Source organism: Azonexus hydrophilus, from assembly GCF_001956855.1.
Classification (GTDB): Bacteria; Pseudomonadota; Gammaproteobacteria; order Burkholderiales; family Rhodocyclaceae; genus Azonexus; species Azonexus hydrophilus_A.
Genome location: NZ_MTHD01000003.1, coordinates 103,045 through 128,065, shown reverse-complemented (window position 1 = coordinate 128,065; position 25,021 = coordinate 103,045). Strand labels below are relative to the sequence as shown.

The 25,021-nt window shown below is 63.5% G+C and carries 23 protein-coding genes; 17 read left to right on the top strand and 6 right to left on the bottom strand.

The window, feature by feature from the left end; genetic code table 11:
* The first annotated feature begins 27 nt into the window (after positions 1-27).
* Genes BJN45_RS09310 through BJN45_RS09295 form a run of 4 tightly spaced genes read left to right on the top strand, consistent with a single transcriptional unit; the run spans position 28 to position 6,268 of the window.
* The gene (locus BJN45_RS09310; RefSeq protein WP_076094501.1) at positions 28-2,217 is read left to right on the top strand and encodes a TonB-dependent receptor plug domain-containing protein; all 2,190 of its coding nucleotides are present in this window, start codon (positions 28-30) and stop codon (positions 2,215-2,217) included.
* Positions 2,218-2,226: 9 nt separating this feature from the next.
* A complete protein-coding gene (locus BJN45_RS09305) occupies positions 2,227-2,751 on the top strand; it encodes a YfiR family protein (RefSeq protein WP_076094498.1) in 525 nt (174 codons plus the stop codon).
* Positions 2,748-5,363 (top strand): ATP-binding protein, encoded by a 2,616-nt coding sequence (locus tag BJN45_RS09300; RefSeq protein ID WP_076094496.1) that lies wholly within the window; start codon positions 2,748-2,750, stop codon positions 5,361-5,363. Before BJN45_RS09305 ends, BJN45_RS09300 begins: the two co-directional genes overlap by 4 nt.
* Positions 5,360-6,268 carry a diguanylate cyclase domain-containing protein gene (locus tag BJN45_RS09295; protein ID WP_076094495.1) on the top strand — a complete coding sequence of 303 codons (909 nt, stop codon included), beginning with the start codon at positions 5,360-5,362 and terminating at the stop codon, positions 6,266-6,268. The genes BJN45_RS09300 and BJN45_RS09295 overlap by 4 nt, the downstream gene beginning before the upstream one ends.
* Positions 6,269-6,287: 19 nt before the next feature.
* Here BJN45_RS09295 and BJN45_RS09290 read toward each other — a convergent pair whose 3' ends face one another.
* Positions 6,288-6,545 (bottom strand): hypothetical protein, encoded by a 258-nt coding sequence (locus tag BJN45_RS09290; RefSeq protein ID WP_076094493.1) that lies wholly within the window; start codon positions 6,543-6,545, stop codon positions 6,288-6,290.
* A gap of 113 nt (positions 6,546-6,658) precedes the next feature.
* Here BJN45_RS09290 and BJN45_RS09285 point away from each other — a divergent pair, with 113 nt between their 5' ends.
* Positions 6,659-7,915 carry a glutamate-5-semialdehyde dehydrogenase gene (locus tag BJN45_RS09285; protein ID WP_076094491.1) on the top strand — a complete coding sequence of 419 codons (1,257 nt, stop codon included), beginning with the start codon at positions 6,659-6,661 and terminating at the stop codon, positions 7,913-7,915.
* Positions 7,908-9,080, top strand: a complete 1,173-nt coding sequence (locus BJN45_RS09280) for an acyl-CoA dehydrogenase (protein WP_076094489.1) — start codon at positions 7,908-7,910, stop codon at positions 9,078-9,080. The genes BJN45_RS09285 and BJN45_RS09280 overlap by 8 nt, the downstream gene beginning before the upstream one ends.
* On the opposite strand, the gene BJN45_RS09275 is transcribed toward BJN45_RS09280, so the two are convergent.
* Complete coding sequence (locus tag BJN45_RS09275; RefSeq protein WP_076094487.1) at positions 9,058-10,248, bottom strand: MFS transporter; 1,191 nt, start codon at positions 10,246-10,248, stop codon at positions 9,058-9,060. The genes BJN45_RS09280 and BJN45_RS09275 overlap by 23 nt on opposite strands.
* A 68-nt stretch (positions 10,249-10,316) precedes the next feature.
* Here BJN45_RS09275 and BJN45_RS09270 point away from each other — a divergent pair, with 68 nt between their 5' ends.
* The gene (locus BJN45_RS09270) at positions 10,317-10,808 is read left to right on the top strand and encodes a methylated-DNA--[protein]-cysteine S-methyltransferase (protein ID WP_076094485.1); all 492 of its coding nucleotides are present in this window, start codon (positions 10,317-10,319) and stop codon (positions 10,806-10,808) included.
* A complete protein-coding gene (gene xerD, locus BJN45_RS09265) occupies positions 10,774-11,694 on the top strand; it encodes a site-specific tyrosine recombinase XerD (RefSeq protein ID WP_083651167.1) in 921 nt (306 codons plus the stop codon). The genes BJN45_RS09270 and xerD overlap by 35 nt, the downstream gene beginning before the upstream one ends.
* 6 nt (positions 11,695-11,700) lie before the next feature.
* Here the strand turns inward: xerD and BJN45_RS09260 are convergent, their stop codons facing one another.
* Positions 11,701-12,057, bottom strand: a complete 357-nt coding sequence (locus BJN45_RS09260; protein WP_076094483.1) for a FlxA-like family protein — start codon at positions 12,055-12,057, stop codon at positions 11,701-11,703.
* A 157-nt stretch (positions 12,058-12,214) separates the two neighbouring features.
* Here BJN45_RS09260 and ybaK point away from each other — a divergent pair, with 157 nt between their 5' ends.
* From ybaK to BJN45_RS09240, 4 genes are all read left to right on the top strand, one after another.
* On the top strand, positions 12,215-12,706 hold the full coding sequence (gene ybaK / locus BJN45_RS09255) for a Cys-tRNA(Pro) deacylase (protein WP_076094481.1): 492 nt from the start codon (positions 12,215-12,217) through the stop codon (positions 12,704-12,706).
* A 67-nt stretch (positions 12,707-12,773) separates the two neighbouring features.
* Positions 12,774-13,685 (top strand): phosphate/phosphite/phosphonate ABC transporter substrate-binding protein, encoded by a 912-nt coding sequence (locus tag BJN45_RS09250; protein WP_076094479.1) that lies wholly within the window; start codon positions 12,774-12,776, stop codon positions 13,683-13,685.
* The gene (locus BJN45_RS09245) at positions 13,682-16,018 is read left to right on the top strand and encodes an ATP-binding protein (RefSeq protein WP_076094476.1); all 2,337 of its coding nucleotides are present in this window, start codon (positions 13,682-13,684) and stop codon (positions 16,016-16,018) included. The genes BJN45_RS09250 and BJN45_RS09245 overlap by 4 nt, the downstream gene beginning before the upstream one ends.
* 88 nt (positions 16,019-16,106) lie before the next feature.
* Entirely contained in the window at positions 16,107-16,982 is an 876-nt protein-coding gene (locus tag BJN45_RS09240; protein WP_076094474.1) for a ZIP family metal transporter, read from the top strand.
* Here the strand turns inward: BJN45_RS09240 and BJN45_RS09235 are convergent.
* Positions 16,979-17,329 (bottom strand): dihydroneopterin aldolase, encoded by a 351-nt coding sequence (locus BJN45_RS09235; RefSeq protein WP_076094471.1) that lies wholly within the window; start codon positions 17,327-17,329, stop codon positions 16,979-16,981. The two genes, BJN45_RS09240 and BJN45_RS09235, sit on opposite strands and share 4 nt — an antisense overlap.
* A 67-nt stretch (positions 17,330-17,396) precedes the next feature.
* Here BJN45_RS09235 and plsY point away from each other — a divergent pair, with 67 nt between their 5' ends.
* Complete coding sequence (gene plsY / locus BJN45_RS09230) at positions 17,397-18,005, top strand: glycerol-3-phosphate 1-O-acyltransferase PlsY (protein WP_076094469.1); 609 nt, start codon at positions 17,397-17,399, stop codon at positions 18,003-18,005.
* Between the two features lie 345 nt (positions 18,006-18,350).
* Here plsY and corA read toward each other — a convergent pair whose 3' ends face one another.
* Together corA and tsaD are read right to left on the bottom strand one after the other, a co-directional pair.
* Positions 18,351-19,316 carry a magnesium/cobalt transporter CorA gene (gene corA, locus BJN45_RS09225; protein ID WP_076094467.1) on the bottom strand — a complete coding sequence of 322 codons (966 nt, stop codon included), beginning with the start codon at positions 19,314-19,316 and terminating at the stop codon, positions 18,351-18,353.
* Between the two features lie 9 nt (positions 19,317-19,325).
* Positions 19,326-20,354, bottom strand: coding sequence for a tRNA (adenosine(37)-N6)-threonylcarbamoyltransferase complex transferase subunit TsaD (gene tsaD, locus BJN45_RS09220; protein ID WP_076094465.1), 1,029 nt, complete (start codon positions 20,352-20,354; stop codon positions 19,326-19,328).
* 138 nt (positions 20,355-20,492) lie between these two features.
* On the opposite strand from tsaD, the gene rpsU reads away from it, so the two are divergent.
* The 4 genes from rpsU (at position 20,493) to rpoD (ending at position 25,018) form a co-directional block, all read left to right on the top strand.
* On the top strand, positions 20,493-20,705 hold the full coding sequence (gene rpsU, locus BJN45_RS09215) for a 30S ribosomal protein S21 (RefSeq protein ID WP_028995140.1): 213 nt from the start codon (positions 20,493-20,495) through the stop codon (positions 20,703-20,705).
* A 93-nt stretch (positions 20,706-20,798) separates the two neighbouring features.
* Positions 20,799-21,245 (top strand): GatB/YqeY domain-containing protein, encoded by a 447-nt coding sequence (locus BJN45_RS09210; RefSeq protein ID WP_076094463.1) that lies wholly within the window; start codon positions 20,799-20,801, stop codon positions 21,243-21,245.
* A 7-nt stretch (positions 21,246-21,252) separates the two neighbouring features.
* Positions 21,253-22,983 (top strand): DNA primase, encoded by a 1,731-nt coding sequence (dnaG, locus tag BJN45_RS09205; protein ID WP_076094461.1) that lies wholly within the window; start codon positions 21,253-21,255, stop codon positions 22,981-22,983.
* A gap of 46 nt (positions 22,984-23,029) precedes the next feature.
* Positions 23,030-25,018, top strand: a complete 1,989-nt coding sequence (gene rpoD / locus BJN45_RS09200; RefSeq protein WP_076094459.1) for an RNA polymerase sigma factor RpoD — start codon at positions 23,030-23,032, stop codon at positions 25,016-25,018.
* Positions 25,019-25,021 lie beyond the last annotated feature (3 nt).

Here is a 25,021-nt window from a genome sequence, read left to right as displayed (position 1 = left end):
AATGCAAAAAGTCCGGGGGGAATTTTCATGCACTACCGACATCAGGGGATCGTTGCCCTGGCACTGGCACTCTGTACCGCCGCACCGTTGCGCGCCGCGGATGACGTGCGTCCCCTGCTGCCCCTATCCCTCGATGAGCTGATCGCCATCCCGGTGACCACGGCTTCGCGGCGCGCCGAAGCCCGCGAGCAGACCCCCGCGCACATCATGGTCATCACCCGCGAGCAGATGCGCGACCGGCGCTACAAGAATCTGGCCGACCTGCTCGAAGACCTGCCCGGGGTCGACTTCCAGCGCGGCACCCGGTCCACCCAGTACAACAATTTCGTTTTCCAGGGCAACGTCAGCAACAACAAGCTGCTGATCATGCTCGACGGCGTCCGCATCGACCACCCGGCCGGTGGCAAGATTCCGATCGCCGAAAACTTCTCGCTGCACTTCGCCCGCCAGGTCGAGGTGCTCTACGGCCCGGCTGCCGCGCTCTACGGCGCCGACGCGCTGGCCGGCGTGATCAACATCATTACCGACAAGGGTGGCGAAGCCGGCAGCAAGGTGGCGCTCGGCGCTGGCAGTTTCGGCTCGCTCGAAGGCGATTTCCTGGCCAGCGGCAAGTTTGGCGAAGCGATCGGCATCACCGCCGGCGCCCACTACCAGAAGAGCGACCGGGCGCCACTCGACAACTACTACCCGGACGATTTTCCCAAGGTCAATGCCCGCACCTTCGGCGGCACCGTGGTCGTACCTGCAGTGCAGCGCGAGGACTACACCGGCAGCATCAGCAGCCAGAGCCAGTACCTGCGCATCGACGCCGGCGAGAGGCTGACGCTGGGCTTTCAGCGCAACCGTTTCCGCAGCCTGTCGAGCACCGGCGACCGCCCGAGCAGTGCGCTGTATCTCGAAAGCGCCTATTGGGACACGACCATCGACACCTGGCACGCCCGCTATCGCTTCAACATCAACGCGTCGCTCAGCAGCGAAACGCTGGTCGACTACTCGCGCTACGAACTCGACCCGAAAAGCCGCTACATCAACATCTTCACCGACTTCGCCAACCACGGTTACGACTACGCCTACGGTCGACGCGCCGGCATCGAGCAAAACCTGAACTGGCGGGCCAGCGATACCCACAGCGTGCTCGCCGGCATCGGCTATCGCAACTACCACGCAATCGAGGCCCCGGACCTGCCACGCCCATATGACACAGGCAAGTCGCCGAACGAGCAGGGCATGAACTATCCGAACACCAACCTGCCGCTGCAGATTTTCGAGGCGCGCTACCACAGCTGGTCGGGCTACCTGCAATGGCAGGCGCAATGGACACCGGATTTCTCGACGGTCGCCGGCCTGCGTCACGACTGGTACTCGACCTACGGCGGCAGCACCAATCCCCGCCTCGGCCTGGTCTGGCAGGTGCTGCCCGGCAACTTCATCAAGTTGCTCTACGGCGAAGCATTCCGCACGCCGTCGCCGGAAGAAAGCTACAGCGCCTTCGGCAGTTTCAACAATCTGGGCAACCCGACCGGCACCTTCCGTGCCCCGAACACCGACCTGCAACCGGAGAAATCGCGCACCTGGTCGGCAACCTGGGACTGGCGCCCGCTGCGCAACTTCAACCTGGTCGCCAACGCCTACCTGACCGAAGTCGACAACGTCATCGTCACCCGCGCCAATGCCACACCGATCCAGTACATCCCCGGCACCGTGCTCACCGCCACCGACTCCAAACAGAACAGCGGCAACGACCGGTATCAGGGCATCGACATCATCCCGCAGTGGCAAATGCACCTCGGCGGGCCGTGGACCGCAGATTTCTGGGGCAGCTACAGCTACGTCAAGGGTTCGTTCCGGGAAACCGCCAACGGGCCGGAGCTGGAACAGATCAACATCGCCGCCCACAAGGTCAAGCTCGGACTCACCCTGCGCTACCAGGACTGGCTGACCATCACCCCGCGCGTGCAATGGATCGACGACACCACCACCGGCGCGATCAACCGCGTGCAAAACGACCGGGTCAGGAAAACCGACGACTACACGCTGGCCAGCCTGCACATCGGCCTGCACAAGCTGGCCGACGAACGACTGTCGCTCTACCTTGACGTGTACAACCTCTTCGACCGCCGCTACTACGCGGCCCACACCTCGTCGTCGAGTGCCGTCATGCAGGCCATGCCCCAGCAACCGCGGACCCTGATGGGCACGCTCGAATACCGTTTCTGACCCGTGCGGTTGCCGAGACTCCTTTCATCCCACCGCCTGCTGCTGGCTGCACTGGCGCTGATCGCGCTGCTGCCGGCGCGCCTGCTCGCCCAGGATGTCTCGGAATACGGCATGAAGGCCGTCCTCTTCTATCGCCTGTCGCAATTCGTCTACTGGCCCGGCGGTGCCCCCCCACCGAAACCAACCGTCCTGTGCGTCGTTGGCAAGAACCCCTTCGGCAGCGCACTGAACCAGATCGACGGCGGCACCCCGAACATCGAGGTCCGCCTGACACCGACCGACCTGAGCGTCTGCCACCTGCTCTTCATCCCGCGCAGCGAATCGGTCAGTCTCGCCTTCTGGCTGGAGCGCAGCGCCAGCAGGCAACTCGTCACTGTTTCCGACATCGCCGGCTTTGCCCGCGCCGGCGGCATGATCGAACTGCCGCTCGACGGCGCCCGCATCGGCATCGTGCTCAACCGGCGCACAGCACAAAACCGGGGCTTCGAATTCAATGCCCAATTGCTGCGACTGGCGCGGGTGATCGAACCATGAGCCAGCGGACGCTCAAGGAACGGCTGCTGCCCGAGCCGACCATCCGCAACAAGCTGGTTGCGCTGTCCTTCCTGTTCCTGTTGCTGATGGTGTGCATGGTCTTCGCGCTGGTGTTCACCCAGCAGCGGCAACTGCTGCAGACCCAATGGGCCGAATCGATGACGGCACAGGCCCGCCTGCTGGCCAACAACATGCAGGCGGCGATCGCCTTTACCGACCGGCGCGAAGCAGTCCGACTGCTGGAATCGCTCGCGGTCAATCCGGCCATCGAAAGCAGCCGGGTAGTGCTGCCAGATGGCTCTATCCTGGGTGAATATCGACGCGTAGGCGCAAGTCGCCACAATTTTCCCGACACCGAGGTCACACCACGCTTCCTCGATGGCTACCTGATCGTCCGGCAACCGATCCAGCTTTATGAACAACCAACCCCGGCTGGGCATATCGAGCTGGTCGCATCGCTCGTGCAATACCACACGACCATGCGCAACACGGTCAGGGAAACCGCTTTCCTGTTGCTGCTGGCGCTGGCCGGCGCCCTGCTGCTGACCCGCTATGTCGTCGGCCGGCTGACCGAGCCCCTGGAAAAACTGGACGACCTGGCCAACCGGATCTCGCAGGACGCACAACTCGACGAGCGCATTGCGACGCAGCGCAGCGACGAGATCGGCAGCCTGGGACAGAGCTTTGACCGCATGCTCGACTCGCTGCAGCTACGCGACCGGGAACTGGCCAATTACCGCGAATCACTGGAAACCATGGTCGCCCAGCGTACCGCCGAACTGCAGCAGGCGATCGCCGATGCCCGCCAGGCCAGCCGCGCCAAATCGGACTTCCTGGCACGGATGAGCCACGAGATCCGTACGCCGATGAATGCCATCGTCGGCCTCAGCCACATGCTGGTCGATTCGCCGCTGGCCACCCAGCAGCGCGAATACCTCGAACAGGTCGTCCAGTCGTCGGAATCGCTGCTCGGCATCATCAACGACATCCTCGACTACTCCAAGGTCGAAGCCGGCAGCCTGACGCTGGAAAGCGCCCCCTTCGAACTGGCCACGGTTTTCCGCTCGGTCGCCGGGCTGTTCTCCCTGAAAGCGCGCAGCAAGGGTCTGCGCCTGACGTTTGCCGGCTGCGAAAACGTGCCGCCACTGCTGCAGGGCGATGCGCTGCGGCTGAGCCAGGTACTGATCAACCTGGTCGGCAACGCGCTGAAGTTCACTGACCGTGGCGGCATCGAGGTTGAGGTCCGTCAGCTCGACGCCCCCGGGGAGCGGCAAGTCCGCCTTGAATTCACCGTCCACGACAGCGGCATGGGCATTCCCCGCGAACAACTCGACCGCCTGTTCTCCCCCTTCTCCCAGGCCGACAGCAGCATTACCCGGCGCTTTGGCGGCACCGGTCTCGGCCTGGCGATCTGCCACCAGCTGGTCGGCCTGATGCATGGAGAAATCGACGTCGACAGCCAGCCCGGCAAGGGCAGCACCTTCCGTTTCAGCACCGTCTTCGAAGTGCCGTTCAATCTGCCAGCCAGCAACACGCCTGTTGCGGTCGACGGCCGGAAAGCGACGGTTTTCCCGCGCTGGGCCGGCGAACGCATCCTGCTGGTCGAGGACATTCCGGTCAACCGGACGATCGCCGTCGCACTGCTGCACAAGGTCGGGCTCAGCGTCGGCATTGCCACCAACGGCCAGGAAGCCATCGAGGTGCTCGAGCGCGAACCGTTCAGCCTGGTCCTGATGGATATCCAGATGCCGGTCATGGATGGCCTGAGTGCCTGCCGTCACTTGCGCGATGACCCGCGCTTCCGTGACCTGCCGATCATCGCGATGACCGCCCACGCCACCCAGGAAGACCATCAACAATCGAGTGCGGCAGGCATGAATGCACACCTGACCAAGCCGATCATGCCGGCCGTGCTGTACGCGGAAATCGCCCGCTGGCTGCCGCCCGCGAGCGTGAACGAGGAAACGACGACAGCCGACGATTCACCGGTCGACTGGCCCGAACTGCCGGGCATCGACCTGCAGCGCGGCCTCACCCTGCACATGAACCGGCCGTTTTTTTATTTGAAATCCCTGCACGCCTTTCGCAAGGACTTCGCCGGCATCGATGACCAGATCACCCAGGCAATGGCCCGCAACGACCTGGCCGAAGCCCGCCGTCTGACACATTCCGCCAAATCGGTCGGCGGCTCGCTCGGCGCCGTGCAACTGGCCGAACAGGCACGCCAGCTCGAACAGCTGTTCACGCTGCCAGATGCCGACCCGGCACAAACCGACGCCGGGCTGCAAGCCTTCGCCAGTGAGTTGCAGGCGCTGCTCGCCGGCTTTGCCGCGCTGCCCCCGGCCACCCTCCCGGCCGAAGCCCCGATGGCTGACCGGGACGCACTGGACGCGATGTTCGACAGCCTGCTGCGCGACCTGCGCACCGCCAATGCCAGTTGTGAAGCCGACTTTGCCACGCTACGCGCAGCCCTCTCCGGCAGCACGACGCGCGGCAGCGAATATGAGAAAATCATCAGCGACATCGGCGCCCTGATTGAAGACGTCGAATACGAAGCCGCGCACGACCAGTTGAAGGCACTGCACGAAACATGGAGAAAATCCCGGGAATGAGCAGTACGCATACCGTCCTCGTCGTCGATGACGAAAAACAGAACCGCGACCTGCTCACCGAACTGCTCAGGGAAGATTGCCGCGTCATCCTGGCCAAGAACGGCAGTCAGGCGCTGGAGCGCGCCCACGAACTGCAGCCCGACCTGATCCTGCTCGATGTACTGATGCCCGACATGAGCGGTCACGAAGTCATCCAGACACTGAAGAACGACGATGCCACGCGGCACATTCCGGTCATCTTCATCTCGGCCCTGGATGCCCCGGAAGACGAGGAGCGCGGACTCGACCTTGGTGCGGTCGACTACATCACCAAGCCCTTTCACCCCTCGATCGTGCGCAAACGCGTGCGCAACCACCTGCTCTCGGTACATCACCGCCACCTGCTGGAAAACCTGGCGATGATCGACAGCCTGACGGAAATCGCCAACCGCCGGCGCTACGATGAAATGCTGGAAAGCGAATGGCGACGCTGCGCGCGCAATGCCTCACCGCTGTCGCTGGCGATCATTGACGTCGATCACTTCAAGGCCTACAACGATCACCTCGGCCATGCCGCCGGCGACCAGGTGCTGCGCCGGATTGCCCAGACCCTGAGCCGGCTGGTCCGGCGCCCGGGCGATCTGGTGGCCCGTTACGGCGGCGAGGAATTCGTGCTGCTGTTGCCGGGTACCGATGCGCCATCCGCCCGGCAGCTGGGCGACGATATCCGGGCAGAAATCGAGGCCCTGCAGCTTCCGCATCCGGCGTCGCCGGTGGCTTCGGTGATCACTGTCAGCCTTGGTGGCATGACGGTCATGCCCAGCGGCGGACTGGTCGATCCCCGATTGTTCAGCGAAGCGGATGCTGCGCTGTATGCCGCCAAAGCCGAAGGCAGGAACCGCGCCTTCTGGCGGGTTGCCGGCTGAACCGCCGGCAGGCGACGATTCAACTGCGGGTCGCCTGCGCGTCCGCCTTGTTGCCTGTTTCAGCTTCGTCCGGCTCGAGATCCTCCCAGAGGCAATCGCACTCCTTGCGCACATCGTGCAGCCCGGGTTTGCTCGCTTCCTGAACCAGGCACTCGCCCTGGCACTCATCGGAAACCACTACCAGCTTCATTTCCGCATCCACCTGGCGTTCACCATCCCAGTAGCTGCAGGTTGCACAGACCTTCACTTCGGTCGGCAAAATCAATTTTTCGGCCATCTTGTCCTCGACGGAAAGCCCTGTTGTCGTTGCGGATAAGAGTTTACCCGCTTCCGGAAGTTCCCTGTAATTTGTCTGGCTATAATGTTCCTTTGCCCCGAACGAAGAACGCCATGAACATCAAGGACTACATGCAGACCGTCGGCCGCCAGGCCCGTGCCGCATCGCGCCGCCTGGCGACGGCCAGCACCGCTGAAAAGAATGCCGCATTGCTGCACATCGCCACCGCCATCCGCCGCGAAAAGGCCGCGCTGGTCGCCGCCAATGCCGAAGATCTCGCTGCCGCCCGTGCCGCCGGTCTCGAAACCGCCATGCTCGACCGCCTGACGCTGACCGAAAAGGGCGTCGACAGCATGGCCGAAGGTGTCGAACAGGTGGCCAAGCTGCCCGATCCGATCGGCGAAATGGGTGAGTTCAAGTTCATGCCATCGGGCATTCAGGTCGGCAAGATGCGCGTACCGCTTGGCGTCATCGGCATCATCTACGAAGCCCGCCCGAACGTCACCGCCGACGCTGCCGCGCTGTGCCTGAAGTCCGGCAACGCGGCCATCCTGCGCGGCGGCTCGGAAGCGATCCGTTCCAACCGCGCCATCGCCGCACTGCTCCAGGAAGGCCTGCAGGCCGCCGGCCTGCCCGCCGAATGCGTCCAGGTCATCGATACCACCGACCGCGCCGCCGTCGGCGAACTGATCACCATGCGCGAATTCGTCGACGTCATCGTGCCGCGCGGCGGCAAGGGCCTGATCGCCCGCCTGCTGGCCGAATCGCGCGTGCCGATGATCCAGCACCTGGACGGCAACTGCCACGTCTACCTGGAAGAGGAAGCCGACCCGAACAAGGCGCTGAAGATCGTCGAAAACGCCAAGACCCAACGCTATGGCACTTGCAACACCGCCGAATCGTTGCTCGTCGACCGTTCGGTCGCGGCCATGCTGTTGCCGCCGATCGCCCACATGCTGAGCGAAAAGGGCGTCGAGATCCGCGGCTGTGCTGCCACCTGCACCATCGTGCCGAATGCCGTCGCCGCCACGGAAGAGGATTACTACACCGAGTTCCTCGCGCCGATCATTTCGGTCAAGGTCGTCGCCGACATCGACGAGGCCATCGCCCACATCAACCAGTATTCGTCGCACCATACCGAATCGATCGTCACCGACAATCACCCGAAGGCGATGCGCTTCCTGCGCGAAGTCGATTCGGCGTCGGTGATGATCAACGCCTCGACGCGTTTCGCCGATGGTTTCGAGTACGGCCTGGGCGCCGAGATCGGCATCTCGACCGACAAGATCCACGCGCGCGGGCCGGTCGGACTGGAAGGCCTGACCAGCCAGAAGTGGATCGTCCTCGGCGACGGGCACGTCCGTGGCTAAGGCCAGTTTCAACTGGGAAGACCCGCTGCTGCTGGATTCGCAGCTGGCGGCCGACGAGCGCCAGGTGCGCAATGCGGCGCGGGCGTTCGCGCAGAAGGCGCTGGCGCCGCGGGTGCGTGACGCCTTCCGCAACGAGCACACCGATCCGGCGATTTTCCGTGAGATGGGCGAAATGGGCCTGCTCGGCGCCACGCTGCCGCCGCAGTACGGCGGTGCCGGGCTGAATTACGTGTCCTACGGGCTGATCGCCCGCGAAGTGGAGTACGTCGATTCGGGCTACCGCTCGATGCTCAGCGTGCAGTCCTCGCTGGTCATGCTGCCGATTTTCGCCTTCGGCAGCGAGGCACAGAAACAGAAATACCTGCCCGGCCTCGGGCGTGGCGAACTGATCGGCTGCTTCGGACTGACCGAGCCGGATTCCGGCTCCGACCCCGGCAGCCTGGCCACCCGCGCCCGCGCCGTACCCGGCGGCTGGAAGCTGTCCGGCAGCAAGATGTGGATCACCAACGCACCGATCGCCGACGTCTTCGTCGTCTGGGCCAAGGACGACGAAAACGTCATCCGCGGCTTCATCCTCGACAGGGGCATGCCCGGCCTGAGTGCGCCGGTCATCCACGGCAAGGTCGGCCTGCGCGCGTCGGTGACCGGCGAGATCGTCATGGACGAGGTGTTCGTGCCGAGCGAAAACCGGTTGGAAGTCGCCGGCCTGAAAGGCCCGTTCACCTGCCTCAATGCCGCCCGCTACGGCATCGCCTGGGGCGCGTTGGGGGCCGCCGAAGCCTGCTGGCACACGGCCCGGCAATACACGCTGGACCGCAAGCAGTTCGACCGGCCCCTGGCCGCCAACCAGTTGGTACAGAAGAAACTGGCCGACATGCAGACCGAGATCACCCTCGGCATCCAGGGCGTGTTGCGCCTGGGCCGGATGATGGACGACGGCAGCGCGACGCCGGAAATCGTCTCGATGATGAAGCGCAATTCCTGCGGCAAGGCACTCGACATAGCCCGTACGGCACGCGACATGCTCGGCGGCAACGGCATTTCCGACGAATACGGCGTGATCCGCCATGTCGTCAATCTGGAAGTGGTCAATACCTACGAGGGCACGCACGACATCCATGCGCTGATCCTCGGCCGGGCGATCACGGGGATTTCGGCATTCTGATTTTTGCCCATTTCCGGGCGTCGACCGCAACAATCACCGCGGCTGCCAGCAGCAGCATCGCTGGCAGCGCGAAGCGGCTGTCCTGCCACTCGGCCAGCCAGTACGCGGCAAACGTGATCCGGAGCACCGCCGAAACGGCGGTCATGGCAAAGAAACTGCCCATGAACAGCCCTTCCGCACCGCGCGTTCCGGCGCTCGACACCTGCTCCATCAGCCCGGCAAACGCCATTGCCCAACCTGCGCCGCAGAGCATCTGCCAGGCGATCAGGGCATTCAGGCTGCCGGCGTCGGCCGCCAGATAGCTGCTCAAGGCCGCGACAAAAAGCCCCGCCGCCGCCACCGGCATCGCGCCGAAACGCTTCACCAGGGGGCCAACCCCGACCAGCATGGCGAAAAAGCCCGTCCATAGCAGCGGCATCAGCCACGGCAGCGTTTCCTGAGGGACATGCAACTGGTACAGCGGCGCGGCATTGACGAAGGCGTGCAACTGGAAACCGATACCGGCCACCACCAGCGCCACGAAAAGCGGCAGGCAAGTCGCGAACGGCGCCGGCGCAGGTGCCTCGACCTCTGCACTCGCGCCATCCGCGGCGCTGACCCGCAGCAGTAGCAGTACAGTTCCCAGCAGCACCAGCGCCGAAATGGCGAACGGCAGTTGCGGGTCAGCGCCCCTCAGCCACAGCCCGAGGAAGGGCGACAGCGCCATGGCCAGGCCCATCCCGGCGGTGTACCAGATCACCAGTGCCGGCCGCTGCGCCGCCCGGACCCGTTTGGCCAGCAGGATCAGCGTTGGTGCGCGGACGACCGAGGCCGAGATGACCCACAGCAACAGCACCAGCAACAGGAGGCCGGGCGACACGCCGGCGGCCATCGGCAGCAGCAGAAAGGCCAGCGCCGAAACGCTCGTCAACACCAGCAGCAGGCGAGCCAGACGCTGGTAGACCTCGCGCATGCGATCGGCCATGACACCGAAGGCAATGTCCATCGCGGCGAAGATGGCCTGATCGAGCAACAGGATGACGGGGAGCCAGGTCAGCGCAATGCCGGCCTTGCCCAGCATGCCGGGCAGCATCACCACATACGCCGTCCAACCGAGTGTGAATGCAAACTGGACGGCGGCCAGTGCCGGCCCGCCTGCGCCTGTCCTCTCTTCCGCTGACTCCGCCATCGTCGTCTCCGCATCAGGATAGTGTCGTCAGCATGATAATCTAGCTCTCCCCTTCGCGAAGGATCGTCATGAACGCCCACACTTACCAAGCCGTCGTCACCGCCCCCGGTTTTGCGCTGGGCGTGTGTTGCAACGACGATGAGATCACCCGCATCGATTTCCTCGAACCCCGCCCGGCACAAGCGCCAGACACGGCACTGGCAGCCGAGGCGGTACGCCAGTTGCAGGCCTATCTGGCAGACCCCGGCTTCGCCTTCAGCCTGCCGCTGCAACCCGCCGGCACGCACTTCCAGCGGCGGGTCTGGGAGCAGATTGCGGCAATCCCCGGCGGCCATACGGAAACTTACGGTCAACTGGCAAAAAACCTGAAAAATGCCCCGCGTGCCGTTGGTCAGGCCTGTGGCGCCAACCCCTATCCGGTCGTTGTGCCCTGCCACCGCGTCATCGCCAGCGATGGCAAGCTCGGCGGCTTTGCCCGGGAACGCGGCGGTTTCCTGCTCGACGTCAAACGCTGGCTGCTGGCCCATGAAAATGCAGAACTTGACACAAAATCCGGCTGATCTCACTGAAATAGACCAGTTCTGCGACGCACTGTGGCTGGAAGACGGCCTGGCCAAGTCGACACTCGACAGCTACCGCTCCGACCTCGGCCGGCTCGCCGGCTGGCTCGCCGAACACGGTCACGAACCACTGCTCGACCTGCGCGAAACGACGCTGACCGCCTTCGTCGCCCATCTGTCACGGAGTACCCGCGCCAGTTCGCAGGCGCGCTACCTGTCGACGCTGCGCCGCTTTTTCCGCTGGCAGATCGGGCGCGGGCGTATCGTCGTTGATCCGACGCTGAAACTGGCCAATCCCGGCCTGCCGTCGCGCCTGCCCAAGGTGATGTCGGAAAAGCAGGTCGCCGACCTGCTCGCCGCGCCGGATATCGACACGGCGCTCGGCCAGCGCGACCGGGCCATGCTGGAAACGCTGTACGCCACCGGCCTGCGCGTCTCCGAACTGGTCAACCTGAAATTGCATGAAGTCAGCCTCGCCGACGGCGTGCTGCGCGCCTTCGGCAAGGGCAGCAAGGAACGCCTGGTACCGCTGGGCGAACTGGCCATCGACTGGATCAGCAGCTACCTGCAGGCAGCCCGGCCGGATATCCTGCGCGGCCGCCAGAGCGATGCTCTGTTCGTCACCGCCCGTGGTGGTGCCATGACCCGCCACGCCTTCTGGCATCTGATCAAGCGCTACGCGCTGGTGGCCGGCATCGACCCGGCGAAACTATCGCCACACGTGCTGCGCCACGCCTTCGCGACGCATCTGCTCAACCACGGCGCCGACCTGCGCGTTGTCCAGTTGCTGCTCGGCCACGCTGACATCTCTACCACGCAGATCTACACCCACGTCGCCCGCGAACGCCTGAAAACACTGCACGCGGTGCATCACCCGCGCGGTTAGACGCGGCTAAACGTACTCGTCAACCCGGGTACCCAGCGGCCCTTCGCTCGCCTTGTCCGCACTGCCCGCCGCTGCCTGAACCTGAACACCTTGTTTCCCCGCCTGTGCCTCGGCAGCTTCCTGTGCTTTCTGCGCTTCGAGGGCAGCCAGCTGGGCCTGCACAGCCGCGATCTGCGCCTGCATGAGTTCGGCTTTCTTTTCGCTCTCTTCTGTTCCCTCTTTCAGCAACTCGCTCATTTCCTTCTGCAGCGATGTCAGCTGTTTCTGCAGGGCGGCAATCCTGCCGTCGATGCCGCTATTCGAGCTGCTGCTGGATTGACCGACTGCGCTGGCATTGCCTAGCGCACTGATGTTCGATGACATGTTGAATCCCCCTTGGTAAATGCCGTTTTCGTAGATTCCTTAACGGCCATAGCGGGCGATTTCTTTCTGCCGGCCGGGGTAAAACCATGTAAAGCCGGGGACACTACTGAAACAAGGGCAAGCGTAAAATCCCCGATCCACCAATCGACGACACCCCATGAGCAAATCCGAACACGCCCCGGAAACCCAGGCCACCAAGTTCCTGAAAGCAAACAAGGTGGCTTTCTCAACCCACCTCTACGCCTACGAAGAACACGGCGGCACCCGCGTTTCAGCGCGCGAGTTGAACGTCGACGAACACGCCGTGGTCAAGACGCTGGTTTTCGAGGACGAAAACAGCAAACCGCTGATCGTGCTGATGCACGGCGACTGCAAGGTGTCGACCAAGGAACTGGCGCGGCAGATTCCGTGCAAGAAGGTCGAGCCGTGCAAGCCGGAAGTCGCCAACCGGCACACCGGCTTCCTGGTCGGCGGCACCAGCCCCTTCGGCACGAAAAAAACAATGCCGGTATTCATCGAGAAAAGCATCCTCGACCTGCCGCTGATCTACATCAACGGCGGCAAGCGCGGTTTTCTGGTCGGCATCCACCCGCACGACATCCTGCGCACGCTGAACGCAAAAAGTGTCGAGGCGGCCCTCGCCAGCTGAATTGGCAGTCAGCTTGCTCCATCAGCATTTTCAGATTAAGGTCTTTCCAGGGAGGAAGACCAAAAACATGAAACTGCCAGGCATGCTGACAGGATTGCTGTTCGCGATGGCGCTGGGCGCATGCGGACAGCCCCCCGAAGAACAAGCCGGACTCGACTACCGCACGACACCGGCTAGTGGGTCTCTGCCTGCCTTGCGTTTTGCGGTCCACCCGCTGCACAACCCGAAAAAGCTTGCCGAGGCCTATCAGCCGCTGATCGATCTGCTCAATGCTCGCATTCCCGGACAGCGTTTCGAGCTCGAAGCCTCCCGCGATTACCGTGCCTACGAGGAAAAATTCCGCCAGCGCGAGCCGGAATTCCTGCTGCCCAATCCCTGGCAATCGATCGAGGCCATCAAGGTCGGCTACCGGGTCATCGCCATGGCTGGCGATGCCGAGGATTTCAAGGGCATCTTCATCGTGCGCAAGGATGGCGGCATCCGCCAGCCACGCGACCTGCGCGGCAAGGCCGTCAGCTATCCGTCACCGACCGCACTGGCGGCCAGCATCATGCCGCAGTACTTCCTGCACAGCCATGGCATCGACGTGAACAAGGAGATCAGCAATATCTACGTCGGTTCGCAAGAATCGTCGATCATGAATGTCTATCTCGGCCAGACCGCTGCCGGCGCCACCTGGCCGCCGCCTTGGCGCCTGTTCCAGCAGGACCACCCGACCGAGGCGGCACAACTGGAAGTGATCTGGGAAACGCCGCCGCTGCTGAACAACTCGGTGATGGTGCGCGACGATGTCGCCGCCGACATCGCCGGACAGGTCCGCCAGATCCTGCTTGAGCTGGCCGCCAACGATGCCGGACAACACATTCTCGCCGGCATGGGGACGCCCCGCTTTCACCCCGCTGACGATGCCAGCTACGCACAGGTCACTGAATACATTAAAAATTTTGAACGGGATGTCCGGCCTGTGGAGGCACCATGATTCGCGATCGCCTGCGCCACTGGCTGGCCGGCACCCTGCGTCGCCAGCTCAGCGTCGGCATGGGGCTGGTGGTCGGCGTGACGATGCTGCTGTTCGTCTACGACACCACCCGCCAGCAGGAAAAACTGCTCATGGAACAGCAGTCGCTCCAGGCCATCGCGCTGACGGAAAGCGTCGGCAAATCGGCGGCCATCTGGGTGGCTGCCCGTGATTACGCCGGATTGCAGGAAATCGTCGATGGCCTGGGCAGCTACCCGGATCTGCGCCACGCCATCGTCCTCGACATGCAGGGCAAAATCCTCGCCCACAGCGACAAGTCCCGGCGCGGGCTCTATCTTGACGACCTGCCGAATGAATCGGCCACGCGCATCCTGCAGCGTACCCGCCGGATCGTCGATGCGGCCAGCCCGATCCGCCTGGAAAACGCGCAGATCGGCTGGCTGCGCATCGGCCTTGGCGACGGCCTGATCAAGTCGGAGCTGGCGCGCATCCAGCGCAACGGCATGCTCTACGCGCTGCTTGCGGTCGTTCTCAGCATCAGCTTTGCCCTCGTCGCCGGGCGCTACCTGACGCGCCGCCTGGATGCCATCCAGCAGGTCGCCGATGCCGTCGAGGCCGGCGACAACAGCCTGCGCGTCCAGCTCGCCGGCGAGGATGAAGCCAGCCATCTCGGGCATGCGGTCAATGCCATGCTTGACGCACTGGCCCGGCGCGAAACCGAACTGCGCAACAGCGAAGCCCGGCACGCGACGATACTCGACAACGTCAGCGCCTACATCTACCTGAAGGATGTGGACGGTCGCTATCTCTACGCCAACCGCCCGGTGCGCGAATTGTTCCGGGCGACATTGGCTGAAATCGTCGGCCAGGACGACAGCCGCTTCTTCGATGCCAACACGTTCAGGCAATTGCAGGCCAACGATGCGCGCGTGCTGAAATACGGCGAAACCATCCACCTCGAAGAAAACAACGTCGATGTGCACAGCCCCCGCAAGGGTACCTACTGGACCGTGAAACTGCCCCTGCGCGACGACAGCGGCAAGATCTACGCACTGTGCGGCATTTCCACCGACATCACCGAACGCAAGCAGGCCGAACTGGTTCTCGCCCACCACAAGGACGAACTGGAACACGAAGTCCGCCTGCGCACGCTTGACCTGCAACAGGCACGCGACCTGGCAGAAGCCGCAAACCGGGCGAAAAGCACCTTCCTGGCCAACATGAGCCACGAACTGCGCACCCCGATGAACGCCATCATGGGCATGACCGGCATGCTGCTGCGCCACGTCGAGGACGACAAGCTGCGCGCGCAGCTGGCCAAGATCGATCAGGCGTCGATGCACCTGTTGTCGGTCATCAACGACATCCTCGACCTGTCAAAGATCGAGGCCGGGCGCATGGAGCTAGCCGAGTCGCCCTTCCAGCTCGGCGAAGTGATCGAGAACGTGACCAGCCTGATCGGCAACCGGGCGCTCGACAAGGGCCTCGAACTGATCATCGACCGCTCGCCCGAGCTTGACCGCCTCAACCTGCTCGGCGATCCGGTACGTCTGGGGCAGATCCTGCTCAATTTCACCGGTAATGCCATCAAGTTCACCGAACACGGCAGCGTCACGCTGCGCATTCGTCGCCAGCACGACAACGACGCGACGATCCGGCTGCGTTTCGAGGTCATCGATACCGGCATCGGCATTGCGCCGGAAGCCAAGTGCCGCCTGTTCACTGCTTTCGAGCAGGCCGACAATTCGATGACCCGCAAATACGGCGGTACCGGCCTCGGCCTGGCCATCAGCAAGCGCCTGATCGGCCTGATGCATGGTGACGTCGGCGTCGACAGCGAACCGGGACGCGGCAGTACCTTCTGCTTCACCGTCCGCCTGCGGGAGAATCGGCAAGCTGTCCCAGCCCCCACCGGCGACAGCAGCACGCCACCGGAGCAGGATATCCGGTGCGCACACGCCGGCACGCGGGTCCTGCTGGTCGAGGATGAACCGATCAACCGCGAGGTGTCGCTGGCGCTGCTCGAAGAAGTCATGCTGGCCGCAGACGTTGCCGAGGATGGCCAGCAGGCGCTGGAAATGGCCAGCCGCCAGCACTACGCGCTGATCCTGATGGACGTCCAGATGCCGCGGCTCAACGGGCTTGACGCGACCCGGGCGATCCGCCGCCTGCCCGGCTATGCGGACACCCCGATCCTGGCAATGACGGCCAATGCCTTCGACGAAGACCGGCGCGACTGCCTGGCTGCGGGAATGAACGATCACATCGGCAAACCCATCGTCCCGGAAAGGCTTTTTGCCGCACTGCAACGCTGGCTGCCGCCGGCGAATTGATACCTAACGGCAATCAATACCATTGACTCAATTGATTGGATCAATTGACGGTCACGGCCTAAAGTTCCTCCATCGCCAGGAGAAAGCCATGACCCAGATCGTCGTTCGCCACTACGCCAGACCCGCCGCCCGCAAGCACCTGTGGATCGGCATCGCGATGGCTGCCGTCGCCCTCGTCTTCGGCATCGAGCAAGCCGTGCTCTGGTTCTCGACCCACCCGATGGCCCTCACCGGCCTCCAGGCCAGTCTGTTTGCCGGCCTGGCCACCGGGCTCGGGGCAATTCCGGTACTTTTCATGCGTCGACCGCAAGAACGCCTGATGGCACCGATGCTCGGCCTCGCCGGCGGCATGATGCTCGCCGCCAGCGTATTTTCGCTGCTCGTGCCTGCCGTCCAGACCGTCGCCGCCAGCGGCACGCCGTGGAGCCTCGGCGTGGCCACTGCTGCCGCCCTGCTGGCCGGCGCGGCGATGATGCACTTGATGGACAAGCGGACCGAACATAGCCACGTCGAATCAGTTGAAGCGAGCAAGGTGATGCCGCACATCGGCCTTGTCGTCGCCGCCATCGCCCTGCACAACATTCCTGAAGGTCTCGCCGTCGGCGTCTCGGCAGCGGCCGGCGTCGATCACGGGATGACCCTCGGCATCGCCATTCAGAACGTGCCGGAAGGCTGGATCGTCGCCAGCGCGATGGTCGCCCTCGGCGCCGGCCCGTGGCGCGCGGCGGCGATGGCGCTGGCCACCGGCCTGGTCGAACCGGTCGGCGGCTTGTTCGGGGTGATCGCCAGCAGCACGGCCGGGGCCGCGTTGCCGCTCGCTCTGGCGGCTGCAGCCGGCGCGATGCTGTGGGTGGTCAGCCACGAACTGATCCCGGCCTCGCACCGCCCCGGGCGCGAAGCTGCCGGCACCGCCGGCCTGATCGCCGGTTTCGCGGTGATGACGACGCTGGCGGTGGGAATCTAGATCGAGCGCTCGATGACCACGCCGACGCGCTTGACGCCGGGCATCATGCCCAGCTTGGCGACCGAGACGCGGACCCACTGCGCGGCGAAATTTTCCAGCAGCCAGGTGGCGATGTGCTCGGTCAGCTTTTCCAGCAGGTTGAAATGGCTGGCCGCCAGATCCTTGCGCAGGCGCTCGACGACGACCGCGTAGTCCACGGTATCGCGGATGTCGTCGCTGGCCCCGGCGGAGGCGGTGGAAACCCCGATCTGCAGCGTGATTTCGACCGTCTGCGCGACGGCTTTCTCGCGCGGATAGATGCCTATCCACGTTTCAGCGCGCAGTTCTTCGATGAAAATGATGTCCATTTGGCGGTCGACCGTAACACGGGGTGTAAAATTCGCCGCGATTGTACCCCACCCCCGACTGCCGACCATGCAAACCGTCCTTGCCCCGATTCCGGTTATCCTCGCCGCCTACCTGCTCGGCTCCGTGCCCTTCGCGATGATTTCATCGAAGCTGTTCGGCCTCGCCGACCCCCGCACCTATGGCTCCGGCAACCCCGGCGCCACCAATGTGCTGCGCAGCGGCAACAAGAAAGCCGCACTGTTCACGCTGCTCGGCGATGCCCTCAAGGGCTGGGTCGCGGTCTTCGCCGCGCAACAGGCCGGCCTCTCCAACGCACTGATCGGCCTCGTCGCACTGGCCGTCTTCTTCGGCCACCTGTTCCCGGTCTTCCTCAAGTTCAAGGGCGGCAAGGGCGTTGCCACCGCCGCCGGCGTGCTGCTCGCGCTCGATCCCATCCTCGGCCTGATGGTGCTCGGCACCTGGCTGCTGGTTGCCTACATCTCGCGCTACTCGTCGCTCGCGGCGCTGATCGCCGCCGCCACCGCACCGCTGTATTCGGCGCTGATGCACGGAACCGACGGCCAGTTCGCCGTCGTCGGCATCATCGCCCTGGCCCTGATCATCAAGCACTGGCAGAACCTGCAGCGCCTGATGGCCGGCCAGGAAAGCAGGATCGGCAGCAAGAAGAAGGGCTGAAATCGATAGCAGCCGGCAATCGAGCGGATACCGACAATCGATTGGATCAACGGCACGCCGCTTCTTAAACTGCAGTCATCGGGGCCGTCGCCCCGGACAACACGCAGAAGGAGCACACCATGATTGCCCGTTTCATCCACCGCCTGATCGACGAAGAACTCAGCTGGGAGAGCTACGCCGAAATCCTGGCCGGACTACCGGTCAATTACTGAGGACGCCGGCCCATGGGCAAGAAAGGCTGCTGCGGCAGCAAACCGCGCTGCAAGAAGTGTCCGGAACGCAAGAAATCGCGCATTGCTGCGGTCGACCGCGAAAAATGCGTGATTTTCCTGCGCCGGCCAACGGCTACAGCCAGCCAGCCCGCTTGAAGCGCCGGTAGAGGATGACGCAGGTTCCGGCAATCGCCAGCAGGGCCGCGGGATAACCGTATTTCCAGTCGAGTTCCGGCATGTACTGGAAGTTCATCCCCCAGATGCCGGCGAATGCCGTCGCCACGGCGAAGATCCCGGCCCAGGCGGCGAGACGCTTGCTTACCTCGCTGTCACCAATGGCCACCATCGACAGGTTCACCTGGATCGCGGTCCCGATCGTTTCACGAATGGTATCGATCGACGCATCGAGACGCACCAGGTGGTCGTAGACGTCGCGGAAGTAGTCGCGACTGTTGGCGCAACAGGCCGGCCCGCGCCCACCGGACAACTTGCCGGCCACTTCCATCAACGGCGCAACCACGTGCTTGAGCTGCATCACCTTGCGTTTCAGGGCATACAGGCGCTCGATGTTGTTGCGCGCCGCGCCCTCGACAAAGATCTTTTCCTCGATGGTTTCCAGCTCGGACTCAAGCTGATCGACCACCGGAAAATAGCGGTCGACAACAGCGTCCATCAACGCGTAGAAGACGAATGCCGGCCCGTGGCTAAGCAGATGCGGCTCACGTTCGCAGCGGGCGCGGACACCGAGGAAATTCTGCTGACTGCGGTTGCGTACCGACAACACGTAATTGCTGCCGATGAAGACATTGAGCTCCCCCAGGTTGTACTCGTCGTCTTCCGGCTCGACCAAGTGCATGACAGCGAACACCGAATCGTCGTACTCCTCGATCTTCGGTCGCTGGTGCCCGTGGCGCGCATCCTCGACCGCCAGTTCGTGCAGGCCGAACTCCTCCTGCATCTTGTCGAGTTCTTCCGGCGACGCATCGCGCAGCGCTACCCAGACGAAGCAGCCCGGCCGTTGCAGGTAATCGCTGATGTCGTCGATGGGCAGTTCGGTCAGGCGCGAGCCATTTTCGTAAGCAACACAATTGATCAGCATGCGGCAATCCTATGACGTCGACGACATCTGCATCAGCGGCCAGCGCGGCTGCACCGAGAACTCGCCGGCCCGCTTGGCCGGCGTGCCGGCCTGCAGGCGCAGGCAACCGGCCAGCGCGATCATCGCGCCGTTGTCGGTGCAGAATTCCAGCTCCGGATAATAGACGCGGAAGCGTTTGCGTTTTGCCTCGGCGTCGAGCGTTGACCGCAACTGCCGGTTGGCGCCGACGCCGCCGGCCACGACCAGGTGCTTGAGGCCAGTCTGCTTCAGCGCCTTCAACGACTTCTTCACCAGCACCTCGACGATGGCTTCCTGGAAAGCGCGCGCGGCATCGGCCTTGAATTCGTCGGCCAGCGGTTCGTCCTGCTCACGCACCAGGGTCAGCACGGCCGTCTTCAGCCCGGAAAAGCTGAAACTGAGATCGCCGGAATGCAGCATCGGCCGCGGCAGCGTGTATTTCTCCGGATCGCCGCGCTCGGCCAGTTGCGACAGCAGCGCGCCACCGGGATAAGGCAAACCGAGCAGCTTGGCACTCTTGTCGAAAGCCTCGCCGGCCGCGTCATCGAGCGTCTCGCCGAGCAGTTCGTACTCGCCGACGCCAGTCACCTTCATCAATTGCGTGTGCCCGCCGGAGACCAGCAAAGCGACAAAAGGGAAAGTCGGCGGGTCAGCGGACAACAGCGGCGACAGCAGATGCCCTTCGAGGTGATGCACCGGGATGGTCGGCTTGTCGAGCGCCAGCGCCAGCGCCTCGGCAAAGGCGCAACCGACCAGCAGCGCGCCGGACAGGCCGGGACCGCGGGTGTAAGCGACGGCATCGATGGCGGTCAGCGATTTTCCGGCTTTTTCGAGCGTCGACCGCAACAGCGGAACCACGCGCCGGATATGGTCGCGCGACGCCAGTTCGGGAACGACACCACCATATTCGGCGTGCATCGCCACCTGCGAATGCAGGGCGTGCGACAACAGGCCGGCTTCACTGTCGTAAAGCGCGATGCCGGTTTCGTCGCAGGAAGATTCAATACCAAGGATCAGCATGGGATCGCATTTTAACACTTGATCGACAAAGCTTTTCTCGCATAGAATGTTTGGCTGTCCGCTGAATGCGGAAACAATTTTTGCGCGCACTGCCGTTTACTTGACCTGGCAGGCGCCTAACGGAAGGGGGTGATTTATATGCCGAACATTCGTGTCAAGGAAAACGAGCCGTTCGAAGTGGCCATCCGCCGCTTCAAGCGCACTGTCGAAAAGACTGGCCTCCTGACCGAGCTGCGCGCCCGTGAGTTTTACGAAAAGCCCACCGCCGAGCGCAAGCGCAAGGCTGCTGCTGCCGTCAAACGCCAGAACAAGCGCCTCCGCAGCCTGACCCTGCCGCCGAAGATGTACTGATCGAGTACGCCTTTGCCGCACAAAAAGAGCCGCCCGCCCTTAAAAGCCGGCGGCTTTATCTTTTTTCCCGACGGATTTCGCTGAGAACCCCCGATGAGCCTGAAAGCACGCATTACCGAAGACATGAAAACGGCCATGAAGGCCAAGGAAGCGACCCGCCTGGCAACCGTCCGCCTACTGCTGGCCGCGATCAAGCAGAAGGAAGTCGATGAACGCGTCGAACTCGACGACACCGCCGTCGCCGCCGTCATCGAAAAGCTGGTCAAGCAGCGCAAGGACAGCGTCAGCCAGTATCAGGCCGCCGCCCGCCAGGACCTGGCCGATGCCGAACAGGCCGAAATCACCATCCTCGCCGCCTATCTGCCGGAAAAGATGAGCAGTGAAGAAACCGCCGCCGCCGTTGCTGCTGCGGTCGCCGAAACCGGCGCCAGCGGTCCGGCCGACATGGGCAAGCTGATGGCCGTGCTGAAGCCGCGCCTGGCCGGCAAAGCCGACATGGCCGAGGTCTCGAAACTGGTCAAGGCGGCACTGGCCGGCTGAACACGTAGTGATTCCGGAAAGCTTCATTCAGGATCTGCTGGCCCGGGTCGACATCGTCGACCTGGTCGACAGCTACGTCCCGCTGAAGAAGGCCGGCGCCAATTACGCCGCCTGCTGCCCCTTCCACAACGAAAAATCGCCATCGTTCACGGTCAGCCCGACCAAGCAGTTCTACCACTGCTTCGGCTGCGGCGCGCACGGCACGGCGATCGGCTTCGTCATGGAATACCAGGGCATCGGCTTCGTCGACGCGGTCAAGGAACTGGCCTCGCGCACCGGCATGATGGTGCCGGAAAGCGACGGCTTCTCGCCGGAAAAGCTGGGCCAGACGCGCAACCTGGTCGAAATCATGAGTCGCGCCGCGGCTTACTACAAGGAACAGCTGCGACGTTCCGAGAAGGCCATCGAATATTGCAAGAAACGCGGGTTGACCGGAGAAATCGCTGCCCGCTACGGCATGGGTTACGCACCGGACGGCTGGAACAACCTGCAAAGCGTTTTCCCCGACTACAGCAACGACGACCTCAAGGCCGCCGGCCTGGTCATCGACAACGACTCCGGCCGCCGCTACGACCGCTTCCGTGACCGGCTGATGATCCCCATCGTCAACCCCAAGGGCGACATCATCGCCTTCGGCGGGCGCATCATCGACCAGGGCGAGCCGAAATACCTGAACTCGCCGGAAACCCCATTGTTCGAAAAGGGTCGCGAACTGTTCGGCCTGCCGCAGGCCCGCCAGGCCATGCGCGAGACCGACACGGCGATCGTCACCGAAGGCTACATGGACGTCATCGCGCTGGCCCAGAACGGCGTCGGCAATGCCGTCGCCACCCTCGGCACGGCGACGACACCGACGCATGTGCAGAAACTGCTGCGCCAGGTCGACCGCATCGTCTTCTGCTTCGACGGCGACAACGCCGGCCGCAAGGCCGCCTGGCGCGCGCTGGAAAACGCGCTGGAAGCACTGGCCGACAACAAGCAGATCGGCTTCATCTTCCTGCCAGCCGAGCACGACCCCGACAGCTTCATCCGCGAACACGGCAAGGCCGAATTCGACCGCCAGGTGACGCGGGCCATGCCGCTGTCCGATTTCCTGCTGCGCGAACTGGCCCAGCGCTGCGACCTGACCAGTTCCGAAGGCAAGGCCAAACTGATCTACGAAGCCAAGCCGCTGCTGCTCAAGCTGCCGACGCCGCTGCTCCGGCTGCAACTGGTCAAGCGTCTAGCCGAAGCCAGCGGCTTCGCCCAGCAGGAGGTCGAGCGCCTGTGCGAACTGAAATCCTACGCGCCCGCCGCGCCACCCCGGGCCAAGCGCAGTGCGCCGTCACTGACGCGCAACCTGCTGCGCATCGTGCTGCACAAACCGGTGCTCGCCGCCGAACTGCCGACCGAACTCCTCCCCGACACACCAGAACGCCCCGCGCTGCTGCGCCTGCAGCAACTCGTCCGGGCCGGCAACGGCGCCCAGGGCTACGCCGCGCTGCGCGAACAACTGCGCGGCCTGCCGGAAGAACAGATCATCGAAGCCGCCGCGTCGGAACTTCTCGGCCTGCCGTTTGACGAAGGTGAAGCCGATGCCGAATTCCGCGCCACCCTGGAAAAGCTTCAGGACAGCGGACAGATGCGCCAGTTCGCCGAATTACAAAGCAAGGCCCAGCAATTTGGTGTCGCCGGATTATCCGCCGCCGAAAAGCAGGCCTACATCCAGTTTCTAACCGCCCGGGGAAATCGTAGCTAAGTTGTGGTAAAATTTACGGTTTTCTCCAATTACATGGATCGTGTTCATGGCTAAGGCAAAAGACACCGCTAAGGAAGCTCCCAAGGCTCGCACCAGCAAGGCCAAGGATAAGGCTGCCGAAAAGGCGCTGCTCGAAGGCGCGATGGCAGAAACCCCGCAACCGCTCGACGCCGAAGCGCGCAAGATGCGCCTGAAGGCGCTGATCAAGCTGGGCAAGGAACGCGGTTACCTGACCTACGCGGAAATCAACGACCACCTGCCGGACGATGTCGTCGACGCCGAGTCGATCGAAGCCATCATCTCGACCTTCAGCGAAATGAGCATACAGGTCTTCGACGAAGCCCCGGCTGCCGAAGACCTGCTGATGTCCGACACTGCCGCAGCGGCAACCGACGACGAAGAAGTCGAAGCCCAGGCCGAGCAGGCGCTGTCTACCGTCGATTCCGAATTCGGCCGGACCACCGACCCGGTGCGCATGTACATGCGTGAAATGGGCTCAGTCGAACTGCTGACCCGTGAAGGCGAAATCGAAATCGCCAAGCGCATCGAGGAAGGCCTGAAGCACATGATCCAGGCCATCTCGGCCTGCCCGACGACGATCACCGACATTCTCGACATGGCCGCCAAGGTCGAAGCCGATGAAATGCGCATCGACGAACTGATCGACGGCCTGATCGACCCCAATGCCGTCGAGGCCGAGCCGGCAGCAGCCGCGGCGGAAGCCGCCAGCCCCAGCATCGAAAGCGATGACGACGAAAGCGACGACGACGAGGAAGGCGATGAAGGCGGCGGTGCCGCTGCAGCGTCCCTGCTGCAACTGAAGACCGAAGGCGTCGAGCGCTTCAGGTCGATCCGCGCAATCCACGTCAAAATGCAGAAGACGCTGGGCAGCAAGGGTTCGCAGGACAAGGCCTACCTCAAGTTGCAGCAGCAACTGTCCGATGAGCTGATGAACATCCGGTTCACCTCGCGCTGCATTGAACGCCTGTGCGACAGCGTGCGCGCCATGGTCGATGAAGTCCGTGGCTGCGAACGCAAGATCCAGCAGATCTGCGTCGACCGCGTGCGCATGCCGCGCCCGCACTTCATCCAGTCCTTCCCGGGCAATGAAATCAATCTCGACTGGGCCGAGGCCGAAATCGCCGCCGCCCCGAAGACCTACGTCGCCATCCTGACGCGCAGCGCCCCGGACATCCAGGAAGAACAGCGCAAGCTACTCGCCCTGCAGGACCGCATCGGCATCCCGCTGAAAGAGCTGAAGGACATCAACAAGCAGATGTCCACCGGCGAAGCCAAGGCCCGGCGCGCCAAGCGCGAAATGACCGAGGCTAACCTGCGCCTGGTCATCTCGATCGCCAAGAAGTACACCAACCGTGGCCTGCAGTTCCTCGACCTGATCCAGGAAGGCAACATCGGCCTGATGAAGGCGGTGGACAAGTTCGAATACCGTCGCGGCTACAAGTTCTCGACCTACGCCACGTGGTGGATCCGCCAGGCCATCACCCGCTCCATCGCCGACCAGGCACGGACCATCCGCATCCCGGTGCACATGATCGAAACGATCAACAAGATGAACCGGATCAGCCGCCAGATCCTGCAGGAAACGGGCTCCGAACCCGATCCGGCGACGCTGGCCAAGAAGATGGACATGCCGGAAGATAAGATCCGCAAGATCATGAAGATTTCCAAGGAGCCCATCTCCATGGAAACCCCGATCGGCGACGACGACGACTCGCATCTCGGCGACTTCATCGAAGACCAGACGACGCTGGCCCCGGCTGACGCAGCGATGTTCTCCAGCCTGCGCGGCGTCACCAAGGACATCCTCGACAGCCTGACGACGCGCGAAGCCAAGGTCCTGCGCATGCGTTTCGGCATCGAGATGAACACCGACCACACACTGGAAGAAGTCGGCAAGCAGTTTGACGTCACCCGCGAACGCATCCGCCAGATAGAAGCCAAGGCCCTGCGCAAGCTGCGTCACCCAAGCCGCTCCGACAAGCTGCGCAGCTTCCTCGACCCGACTGGCAACTAAGCT

Bases quoted from the DNA above. Each gene is read 5' to 3' on its own strand.
- BJN45_RS09310 (WP_076094501.1), top strand. From the start codon at position 28: ATGCACTACCGACATCAGGGGATCGTTGCCCTGGCACTGGCACTCTGT.
- BJN45_RS09300 (WP_076094496.1), top strand. From the start codon at position 2,748: ATGAGCCAGCGGACGCTCAAGGAACGGCTGCTGCCCGAGCCGACCATC.
- BJN45_RS09295 (WP_076094495.1), top strand. From the start codon at position 5,360: ATGAGCAGTACGCATACCGTCCTCGTCGTCGATGACGAAAAACAGAAC.
- BJN45_RS09290 (WP_076094493.1), bottom strand. From the start codon at position 6,545: ATGGCCGAAAAATTGATTTTGCCGACCGAAGTGAAGGTCTGTGCAACC.
- BJN45_RS09285 (WP_076094491.1), top strand. From the start codon at position 6,659: ATGAACATCAAGGACTACATGCAGACCGTCGGCCGCCAGGCCCGTGCC.
- BJN45_RS09275 (WP_076094487.1), bottom strand. From the start codon at position 10,248: ATGGCGGAGTCAGCGGAAGAGAGGACAGGCGCAGGCGGGCCGGCACTG.
- BJN45_RS09270 (WP_076094485.1), top strand. From the start codon at position 10,317: ATGAACGCCCACACTTACCAAGCCGTCGTCACCGCCCCCGGTTTTGCG.
- xerD (WP_083651167.1), top strand. From the start codon at position 10,774: ATGAAAATGCAGAACTTGACACAAAATCCGGCTGATCTCACTGAAATA.
- BJN45_RS09260 (WP_076094483.1), bottom strand. From the start codon at position 12,057: ATGTCATCGAACATCAGTGCGCTAGGCAATGCCAGCGCAGTCGGTCAA.
- ybaK (WP_076094481.1), top strand. From the start codon at position 12,215: ATGAGCAAATCCGAACACGCCCCGGAAACCCAGGCCACCAAGTTCCTG.
- BJN45_RS09250 (WP_076094479.1), top strand. From the start codon at position 12,774: ATGAAACTGCCAGGCATGCTGACAGGATTGCTGTTCGCGATGGCGCTG.
- BJN45_RS09245 (WP_076094476.1), top strand. From the start codon at position 13,682: ATGATTCGCGATCGCCTGCGCCACTGGCTGGCCGGCACCCTGCGTCGC.
- BJN45_RS09240 (WP_076094474.1), top strand. From the start codon at position 16,107: ATGACCCAGATCGTCGTTCGCCACTACGCCAGACCCGCCGCCCGCAAG.
- BJN45_RS09235 (WP_076094471.1), bottom strand. From the start codon at position 17,329: ATGGACATCATTTTCATCGAAGAACTGCGCGCTGAAACGTGGATAGGC.
- plsY (WP_076094469.1), top strand. From the start codon at position 17,397: ATGCAAACCGTCCTTGCCCCGATTCCGGTTATCCTCGCCGCCTACCTG.
- corA (WP_076094467.1), bottom strand. From the start codon at position 19,316: ATGCTGATCAATTGTGTTGCTTACGAAAATGGCTCGCGCCTGACCGAA.
- tsaD (WP_076094465.1), bottom strand. From the start codon at position 20,354: ATGCTGATCCTTGGTATTGAATCTTCCTGCGACGAAACCGGCATCGCG.
- rpsU (WP_028995140.1), top strand. From the start codon at position 20,493: ATGCCGAACATTCGTGTCAAGGAAAACGAGCCGTTCGAAGTGGCCATC.
- BJN45_RS09210 (WP_076094463.1), top strand. From the start codon at position 20,799: ATGAGCCTGAAAGCACGCATTACCGAAGACATGAAAACGGCCATGAAG.
- rpoD (WP_076094459.1), top strand. From the start codon at position 23,030: ATGGCTAAGGCAAAAGACACCGCTAAGGAAGCTCCCAAGGCTCGCACC.